General features: G+C 37.3%; 10 protein-coding genes and 3 tRNA genes. All 13 read right to left on the bottom strand.

Annotation, left to right across the window (positions count from 1 at the left end; all coding sequences use genetic code 11):
- Positions 1-3: 3 nt before the first annotated feature.
- Entirely contained in the window at positions 4-447 is a 444-nt protein-coding gene (gene rplK / locus JIV24_RS05540; protein WP_200464027.1) for a 50S ribosomal protein L11, read from the bottom strand.
- Positions 448-549: 102 nt separating this feature from the next.
- Positions 550-1,095, bottom strand: a complete 546-nt coding sequence (gene nusG, locus JIV24_RS05545) for a transcription termination/antitermination protein NusG (RefSeq protein WP_200464028.1) — start codon at positions 1,093-1,095, stop codon at positions 550-552.
- Positions 1,096-1,116: 21 nt separating this feature from the next.
- Entirely contained in the window at positions 1,117-1,311 is a 195-nt protein-coding gene (gene secE / locus JIV24_RS05550; RefSeq protein WP_200464029.1) for a preprotein translocase subunit SecE, read from the bottom strand.
- A 59-nt stretch (positions 1,312-1,370) separates the two neighbouring features.
- Positions 1,371-1,443, bottom strand: a tRNA-Trp gene (locus JIV24_RS05555).
- A 47-nt stretch (positions 1,444-1,490) separates the two neighbouring features.
- Positions 1,491-2,678 carry an elongation factor Tu gene (tuf, locus tag JIV24_RS05560; protein WP_200464030.1) on the bottom strand — a complete coding sequence of 396 codons (1,188 nt, stop codon included), beginning with the start codon at positions 2,676-2,678 and terminating at the stop codon, positions 1,491-1,493.
- Positions 2,679-2,760: 82 nt separating this feature from the next.
- Positions 2,761-2,833: transfer RNA gene (locus tag JIV24_RS05565), tRNA-Gly, on the bottom strand.
- Positions 2,834-2,911: 78 nt separating this feature from the next.
- Positions 2,912-2,994 (bottom strand) — tRNA-Tyr (locus JIV24_RS05570).
- A 187-nt stretch (positions 2,995-3,181) separates the two neighbouring features.
- Positions 3,182-3,481, bottom strand: coding sequence for a ribosome hibernation-promoting factor, HPF/YfiA family (gene hpf / locus JIV24_RS05575; protein ID WP_200464031.1), 300 nt, complete (start codon positions 3,479-3,481; stop codon positions 3,182-3,184).
- Positions 3,478-4,383 carry a tyrosine-type recombinase/integrase gene (locus tag JIV24_RS05580; RefSeq protein WP_200464032.1) on the bottom strand — a complete coding sequence of 302 codons (906 nt, stop codon included), beginning with the start codon at positions 4,381-4,383 and terminating at the stop codon, positions 3,478-3,480. The genes hpf and JIV24_RS05580 overlap by 4 nt, the downstream gene beginning before the upstream one ends.
- Positions 4,384-4,457: 74 nt before the next feature.
- Complete coding sequence (gene rpsU / locus JIV24_RS05585) at positions 4,458-4,649, bottom strand: 30S ribosomal protein S21 (protein ID WP_200464033.1); 192 nt, start codon at positions 4,647-4,649, stop codon at positions 4,458-4,460.
- Between the two features lie 155 nt (positions 4,650-4,804).
- The gene (locus tag JIV24_RS05590; RefSeq protein WP_200464034.1) at positions 4,805-5,719 is read right to left on the bottom strand and encodes a helix-hairpin-helix domain-containing protein; all 915 of its coding nucleotides are present in this window, start codon (positions 5,717-5,719) and stop codon (positions 4,805-4,807) included.
- A 17-nt stretch (positions 5,720-5,736) separates the two neighbouring features.
- On the bottom strand, positions 5,737-7,122 hold the full coding sequence (locus JIV24_RS05595; protein WP_200464035.1) for a sodium-dependent transporter: 1,386 nt from the start codon (positions 7,120-7,122) through the stop codon (positions 5,737-5,739).
- Positions 7,123-7,209: 87 nt separating this feature from the next.
- Entirely contained in the window at positions 7,210-8,286 is a 1,077-nt protein-coding gene (gene fbaA / locus JIV24_RS05600; protein WP_200464036.1) for a class II fructose-bisphosphate aldolase, read from the bottom strand.
- Positions 8,287-8,675 lie beyond the last annotated feature (389 nt).

Raw genomic sequence — 8,675 nt, forward strand, 5'->3', positions numbered from 1 at the left:
TAATTAGTTACTACCAGGGAATTCTCCCGAAACGGTTACTCCCATACTTCGGGCGGTACCGGCGATCATCCTCATTGCAGATTCTACAGTAAAACAATTCAAGTCAGCCATCTTATCTTCGGCGATTACTCTAACCTGTTCCCAAGTAACAGACCCAACTTTCTTACGGTTAGGTTCAGCAGAACCGCTCTTAAGCTTAGCTGCTTCCAATACTTGAACAGATGCCGGAGGTGTTTTAATTACAAATTCAAAAGATTTGTCCTTATAAACCGAGATGACCACAGGTAAAACTTTACCAGCTTTCTCCTGTGTTCTGGCATTGAATTGCTTACAGAATTCCATGATGTTCACCCCTTTAGCACCTAAGGCAGGTCCTACCGGAGGTGAAGGATTTGCTGCACCACCTTTAATCTGAAGTTTGATAAAGGTTTCTACTTCTTTAGCCATTGTAGCAATTCGTATTTATTAATAAATATAGTTTAGAGGAAAAAAGATTATTACTTGTAAATGCAAACTAAAAGTTTACACGGAAGCTATTCTTACTAAGTATTACTCTTTTTCTACCTGCATAAAACTCAATTCCAGTGGTGTTTTTCTTCCGAAAATTTTCACCATCACTTTTAATTTCTTCTTCTCTTCGTTTACTTCTTCAATTAAACCGTTGAAGCCGTTGAATGGGCCATCTATCACTTTAACTGTTTCACCAACGAAATAAGGCACGTTGATTTCCTCATCGGTCTCATTTAACTCATCAACCTTACCTAAGATACGGTTTACTTCAGATTGACGCAATGGAACCGGAGTATCATCATTATCATTTAAGAACCCGATAACATTTGGGATATTTCTTAAAATATGCGGTATTTCACCAACCATAGCTGCTTCAACCAATACGTAACCAGGTAAATAAGGGCGTTCCTTACTAACCTTTTTACCATTGCGAATTTGATATACTTTTTCAGTTGGGATTAATACCTGACTCACGTAATCGGTTAGCTTTAGGCCTGCGATTTCGCTCTCCACATATTCTTTAACCTTCTTTTCTTTTCCTCCGATTGCTCGAAGAACATACCATTTTTTATTGACTTCTGCCATTATCTGAGAGTCCTAATATAATTAGTAAAGGCGTTTGTATACCCAATCAAGAATATTATCAAACGAGTAATCCATAGCGAAAATGATGCCTGCTATAATAACAGAAGCTATCATTACAACAATTGCACTATTGGTTAACTCTGACCAACTTGGCCAAGAAGTCTTGTTCACTAACTCGTTCTGAACGTCCTTGAAATATGTTGTTATCTTATTCATAGTACTTTTTCATTAATTGGCCGATTCTAAATTCTTAAGATTTAAAACCGGCTTTTTAGCACGGGAGGAGAGGCTCGAACTCCCGACACCTGGTTTTGGAGACCAGTGCTCTACCAACTGAGCTACACCCGTAAAATAACCGGAGCGTAAACTCCGGTTAAGTATATTCTAATCAGTGATTAGTCAAGAATTTCAGTAACCTGACCTGCACCTACAGTTCTACCACCTTCACGGATAGCGAAACGTAGACCTTGGTTCAATGCAACTGGGTAGATCAAATCTACTGTAATAGTTACGTTATCACCAGGCATTACCATTTCAGTTCCTTCTGGAAGAGTAATCTCACCGGTTACATCTAATGTACGTAAATAGAATTGAGGACGGTATTTGTTGTGGAAAGGAGTGTGACGACCACCTTCTTCTTTCTTCAATACGTAAATCTCACCTTTAAACTTAGAGTGAGGATTGATTGAACCTGGCTTAGCCAATACCATACCACGTTTAATCTCTTGCTTATCGATACCACGTAATAATAGACCAACATTATCACCAGCTTCACCACGATCAAGAATCTTACGGAACATCTCAACACCAGTACATACAGTCTTCTTACCTTCTGCACCTAGACCGATGATCTGCATTTCTTCACCTGAGTTGATAACACCAGTTTCGATACGACCTGTAGCAACAGTACCACGACCAGTAATCGAGAATACGTCCTCAACAGGCATCAAGAAAGGCTTTTCAACATCACGTGGAGGAAGTGGAATCCACTCATCAACAGCGTCCATAAGGTCCATGATTTTATCAACCCACTCTGGCTCAGCGTTCAATCCACCAAGAGCAGAACCCATGATTACAGGAGAGTCATCACCTTCAAACTCATAGAAGTTTAATAGGTCACGAACTTCCATTTCAACAAGTTCTAATAATTCTTCATCGTCAACCATGTCAACTTTATTCAAGAAAACAACGATTTTAGGTACATTTACCTGACGACAAAGTAGGATGTGCTCGCGAGTCTGAGGCATAGGACCGTCAGTAGCAGCACATACAAGGATAGCACCGTCCATCTGAGCAGCACCAGTTACCATGTTCTTTACGTAATCGGCGTGACCTGGACAGTCAACGTGAGCGTAGTGACGGTTTTCTGTTTGGTACTCAACGTGAGCAGTGTTAATTGTAATACCCCTTTCTTTCTCTTCAGGAGCGTTATCAATTTGATCGAAGTCTTTCACTTCAGAAAGTCCTTTTTCTGCCAATACCTTAGTAATTGCAGCAGTTAAAGTAGTTTTACCGTGGTCAACGTGACCGATGGTACCGATATTAACGTGAGGCTTCGTTCTTTGAAATGTTTCTTTAGCCATAACTCGAAATATTAGACAATTAGATATAAATTGAATCTTAAACTTATTTTCTTAAAGAATCATCATCTAGCACGTAATAGTGAGCGGGAGACGGGGCTCAAACCCGCGACCCTCAGCTTGGAAGGCTGATGCTCTATCAACTGAGCTACTCCCGCGTTTTTTTTTGCAGGACGTTAAAGATAAGTAAATTCCATCTTAATGTCAGCAAAAAATAGATTTAGATCCTAAAAAAGTGGGGAGAGCAGGATTCGAACCTGCGAAGACATAAGTCAACGGAGTTACAGTCCGTCCCAGTTGGCCGCTTTGGTATCTCCCCAATTAAAATCACACCATTTTATAAGATCGTTGTTAGCAAAACACTAACTTTATTTCATTTCAATAGGCCGATAACCATAGTCAATCAGCCTATTTATAGCGCTTTAGCATAGTTTTACTACCCTAAAAACGGTGTGCAAATGTATAATTTATTTTCTAGAACACAAAAAAATAACTTCTTTTTTTAATTATTTGGCACGCACCTTTTCCTTCCATTTAATCAGTTGCTTACGCAAAGCATCAACTGACAAATCCGTTGCTTCTTCAAAGGTTTTGGTTTGCTTTTTTGCAAACAATTCTCCACCTGGAATATTGATATTGATTTCAGCAACTTTATTCTCCGTTGAATCAGATTTATCCAATCTTAAAATAACTTCAGCCGAAACAATCCCATCAAAGAATTGGTCTAATTTTCCTACCTTCTGCTGAATAAACTCTTCTAACTGCTCTGACGCGGTAAAACGCACGGATTGAATTGTAATATTCATATATAATCCTCCATCTTTTCGGCTCTTGGATGAGCCTGTTTATAAATAGAATTTAATTTCTCAAATGTATTATGTGTATATATTTCTGTTGCAGCCAGGTTTGAATGGCCCAACAGTTCTTTAATAGCATTCAAATCAGCACCTCGGTTCAATAAAGCCGTGGCAAAAGTATGCCGAATAACATGAGGGCTTTTTTTCACTACAGTAGATACTTGCCCAAGATAACTATTTACCACCCGATATACCAACTTATGGTACACTGGCAATCCTTTCTCGGTAATTAACAAATATGGATTTCTTTTTTCAGGAAACAATTTATCACGTTCATTTAAATAACGAACGAGCGACACTTTTAGTTCTTTAATTATTGGGACAATTCGCTCTTTACTTCGCTTCCCATATATTTTAAACACATCATTACCGGCATCAATTTGACAATCCATCAAACCAACCAACTCAGACAATCGCATGCCAGTATGATAAAATATTTCGATAATTAGCTTATCACGCAACCCTGTAAAATCTTGCCCGAACTCAATCGAATCGAGCAAAAAATCCATTTCTGTTTCTTTTACAAAAGCTGGTAACTTCTTAGGTATTTTTGGCGTAATTACATGTTTGGCAACATTGCTATCAACAACATCCTCCAACATTAAAAACTTAAATAACACCTTAAGCGTGGAAATTTTTCTGGTTACAGTTCGAGGAGACACCCCTTCATTAACCAATTGCACCATCCATGAACGGATGACTTTAGAAGTAACATTAACCCAGAGCTCAATATTCTCTTGCTCCAGAAACTCACAAAACTGCCTTAAATCATTTTTGTAAGCAACAATAGTATGCGACGAATTTCGTCGCTCATACTGAAGATAATTATAGAAAGATTCTAAGTATTGCATTAACAGAGGGTGTCTTTTTATGCCTAAAACGAATATACGAAAAAAGCAGTAAACCGACGCCCTCCGCGTGCAATTTATTCAGCCTCGCGCTGCAATTGCTCGATATATATCGCTTTTTTAACTTGCTCTCTTCGAACTACAGAAGGCTTAGTAAATGCCTGACGAGATCTTAACTCACGCATTGCACCTGTCTTCTCAAATTTTCTTTTAAATTTCTTTAAGGCTCTTTCAATATTTTCGCCCTCTTTAATAGGAATTACTATCATAACGCTTACTTTTTATTTGAACCGCAAAATTACTCATTAAAACGCAAAAATTCAACATTTTTAAACCGCTTTAAGCGATTCCTTCAAAAATTTGCAGGTGCAAAGAAAATGAAGTTTAACGAGGACAACAAATTTTTTTAGCTTTCTTTTTTAATTTAATTATCATCAAGCTTATCTGAGTCAACAACAAAGTAGTATTGCAGCTTATTTATATCAGCCTTTTTGAATGCTTCATGCTCTTTAAATTGCGCAATTGAATATAGTGCATCCTCTTTTCTTGCTTCATAAATTTCTTTCGCCATATAAAAATCCAGATAAGGATGATTCTTCATATAATGAAGACTAGCTATAGAAATATTAATCCTTCTAATGTTAGTTGTATCAACTTTTAGGAACTTTCGATTATCATCAACCACTTTTGCCGACAACCCATATACCTCTTTTAGTTGTTCGACACTACAAAAACCACCTAACTTTTTTCTATAGGCAACTATTCGTCGAGACAAAACCGGCCCAATTCCCCTTATCAACCCAAACATTGCCGTATCAGCCTCGTTAATTTCAATTTGCATTGCCAGCTCATCCTCAATCCTATTAACTACTTGTTTAGTCTCAACATAAGTATATTGCTCTTTTTTGTATCCACTTACACCAAGCTGCTCCTTAATAGCCACATTAGAAACATCAACATAAGGACTTATCCGATAAAATAAAACTGAGTCAACTCCGTAAATCTGCTTTAGTTTTGAAGCCTTACTAATTTTCCCACCAGCCTCTCTATACTTAATCAGGTTAATAATAGCCTTATTTGAAAAACCAAGCAATTGCAAACGCTCAACACTTTCAGTATTTGGATCAAAAACAAACACCGTATCCTTGCGTAATGATTTTTCAACTTTTTCGATAACCTTAACACTATTTGCCCATTCAGATAGCTCCGAATTTACATCCCGCATGTCCTTGACTGATGAATCTATGAAAAGAAACACTGACAGTACAAGTAACAGAACAGCCAAACCTAAAAGCCCCAGCTGTTCCCTTTTGGACAATGTTAGTAAATCGCGCCACATAAATACATCTAGCTTATCTAACCAAGCAGTCCAACTGAATACAAGAACACGATAGCAATGGCGATTGGTGCCACAAAACGAATGATAAAATAAATACCACTAAAAAGCTTTACTTTAATAGCTCCCTGATTAGTTAATTCATTAAAAAATTCACTCTTTTTCATGGCCCATCCGGTGAAAATGGCGATAAACATTCCCCCAATTGGCAATAGGAAGTTTGAAGATACGTGGTCCATTGTATCAAATATATTACGCCCTAAAATTGTGACATCTTTTAGCACACTATTAGATAACGAACACGCGACTCCTAAAATCGTAATTAATGAGGCCACTATTATAGTAGCCGTCACACGTTTAACCTTTAATTCTTCAGCAAAATAAGCCACAGCTACCTCCAATAACGATATACTTGATGTTAACGCCGCTACAGCAAATAAAACAAAGAAAGCCAGGGTCCAAACATAGCCTCCTACCATTTTCTGGAAGATACTTGGTAACACAGAGAAAACTAAACCAGGACCTTCGGTAGGTGCTACATTAAAATAAAAGACAGCAGGAAAAATAGCTACCCCGGCCAGTATAGCGATAAGTGTATCTAAAAATGCTACTTCAACCGCTGTTTTCTTTAAGTTATTATTCTTTCCTATGTATGAGCCATATGTTATAATTGTGCCCATCCCTAAGCTAAGTGAAAAGAAAGCCTGCCCCAGAGCATCTAAAACAACGTCAATATCAATTTTTGAAAAATCCGGTCTAAACAAAAACTTCAAACCATCCACAGAGCGACCAATTATCTCTCCGGACTCGCTTGTATTGACACCCAGAGTTAATGAACGAATACCCATTAAAACAATAATCAAAAATAGTACTGGCATGAGAATCTTAGTAATTTTCTCAATACCATTTTTAATACCTCCAATAACAACCACCGCTGTTAAAATCATAAAAATCATTTGCCAAATAACAGGTTTTATCGGATTGGTTATAAAACCATTAAAACCTTTTGACAGCTCCTCAGGACTTTGCCCTTTGAAGGCATTTATAATAGCAAGATGAATATATTCGAGCGTCCAGCCGGCTACTACCCCATAAAATGACAAAATCATAAAAGCCGCAGCAACCCCCATAACTCCTGTTAGATACCATGGCTTATTGGGAGAAAGTTTTTTAAACGCCCGTACAGCATTGACATTGGTTTTTCGACCAATTACAAATTCAGACATCATGACGGGCAAACCGATTACCACAACAAAAAAGAAATAGAGAATTAAAAAGGCTCCTCCTCCGTTTTGCCCAACCTCGTATGGGAATTTCCATATATTTCCTAGTCCGACAGCTGAACCTGCTGCTGCAGCTATAACGCCGAACTTACTCGTAAAACTATCTCTATTTGGGATACTCATGTTACAGTTAGATTTTGTATGCACCAAATTAAAACAAAGAGGCACAATGTACAACATTGTGCCTCTTTGTTTTAATATAATTCTGTATTACAAACGATCGATACAATTAAGATCTTCGAATGCTTCTTTTAAACGCTGAACTAAAGTCTCCTGACCTTTACGTAACCATACGCGTGGGTCATAATACTTCTTATTTGGCTTATCGTCGCCATCAGGGTTACCAATCTGACCTTGTAAATAATCGCGATTAGCAGCCTCAAACTTGCGAATTCCATCCCATGTAGCCCACTGAGTATCAGTATCAATATTCATCTTGATAACACCATAACCAATTGATTCACGAATTTCCTCTAAAGAAGAACCTGAACCACCGTGGAATACAAAGTTTACTGGTTTATCAGCAGTATTGTGCTTTTCCTGAATATACTTTTGAGAAGCATCAAGAATTGAAGGCTTTAAAACAACATTACCAGGCTTGTATACACCGTGTACATTACCAAATGAAGCAGCTACTGTAAAGTTTGGAGAAACCTCTAACAATTGCTCATAAGCATAGTTTACCTCCTCTGGCTGAGTATATAATAATGCATTGTCAACATCAGAGTTATCAACACCATCTTCTTCACCACCTGTAATACCCAATTCAATTTCTAAAGTCATACCCATTTTACTCATACGAGTTAAGTACTCTTTACAAATAGCGATATTTTCTTCCAATGGTTCTTCAGAAAGATCTAACATGTGAGAGCTGAACAAAGGCTTTCCTGTTTCAGCAAAGTGCTTCTCACTTGCATCTAATAATCCGTCAATCCAAGGTAATAATTTCTTTGCTGCATGGTCTGTGTGAAGTACTACAGGTACACCATAAGCTTCTGCTAATGTATGAACATGCTTAGCAGCAGAAACAGCACCAAGAATTTGTGCTTGCTGACCTTCTAACTTTAACCCTTTTCCAGCATAAAAAGTAGCACCACCATTCGATAACTGAATCATCACAGGAGAGTTTACATCTTTTGCCGCTTCAAGAATACCATTAATTGAATCTGTTCCAACAACATTAACAGCAGGCATTGCAAAACCTTCTTCTTTTGCTACTGCTAAAAGTTTACCTAAGTCATCACCAGTAACAACACCAGGCTTTACAACATCTAATACTCGCTTCATAGCTTTTAACTTTATAGTTCGAAATAATAATTTTCCAAAAAACTCTACGAAATTAGTGAAAATCATCGAGAAAAGATTACATTTTTTTAGCGGCTAACCACCTTTCGCTTACACTTAAGATACAAAAGCCATTACAAACCGTAAGTAGAAATCATGATAAATATCACTTATCATTTTGTTTGTCAATACTTTTCACATTTATAAGATGGTATTAAACAAGTTCAAAAGACAAAATCAGATGCTATTTTCAAACAAAGCATCATTATTTTTTTTGCGATCTTAAATGAAGTTTAACGATTGTTTACAAACTATGAAGTTGTTTAAAGTTGTCTAAGAAGAATAATGCAAAAAGCAATGATGTTTAGCGCTTTCCAATGCAATTTTTTGGT

Origin of the sequence: Carboxylicivirga marina, assembly GCF_016612505.1 — a bacterium.
In the GTDB taxonomy this organism is placed as follows: domain Bacteria; phylum Bacteroidota; class Bacteroidia; order Bacteroidales; family Marinilabiliaceae; genus Carboxylicivirga; species Carboxylicivirga marina.

What these genes read in the sequence shown, in the direction of transcription:
- rplK (WP_200464027.1), bottom strand. Translation starts at nt 447, where the DNA reads ATGGCTAAAGAAGTAGAAACCTTTATCAAACTTCAGATTAAAGGTGGT.
- nusG (WP_200464028.1), bottom strand. Translation starts at nt 1,095, where the DNA reads ATGGCAGAAGTCAATAAAAAATGGTATGTTCTTCGAGCAATCGGAGGA.
- secE (WP_200464029.1), bottom strand. Translation starts at nt 1,311, where the DNA reads ATGAATAAGATAACAACATATTTCAAGGACGTTCAGAACGAGTTAGTG.
- tuf (WP_200464030.1), bottom strand. Translation starts at nt 2,678, where the DNA reads ATGGCTAAAGAAACATTTCAAAGAACGAAGCCTCACGTTAATATCGGT.
- hpf (WP_200464031.1), bottom strand. Translation starts at nt 3,481, where the DNA reads ATGAATATTACAATTCAATCCGTGCGTTTTACCGCGTCAGAGCAGTTA.
- JIV24_RS05580 (WP_200464032.1), bottom strand. Translation starts at nt 4,383, where the DNA reads ATGCAATACTTAGAATCTTTCTATAATTATCTTCAGTATGAGCGACGA.
- rpsU (WP_200464033.1), bottom strand. Translation starts at nt 4,649, where the DNA reads ATGATAGTAATTCCTATTAAAGAGGGCGAAAATATTGAAAGAGCCTTA.
- JIV24_RS05590 (WP_200464034.1), bottom strand. Translation starts at nt 5,719, where the DNA reads ATGTGGCGCGATTTACTAACATTGTCCAAAAGGGAACAGCTGGGGCTT.
- JIV24_RS05595 (WP_200464035.1), bottom strand. Translation starts at nt 7,122, where the DNA reads ATGAGTATCCCAAATAGAGATAGTTTTACGAGTAAGTTCGGCGTTATA.
- fbaA (WP_200464036.1), bottom strand. Translation starts at nt 8,286, where the DNA reads ATGAAGCGAGTATTAGATGTTGTAAAGCCTGGTGTTGTTACTGGTGAT.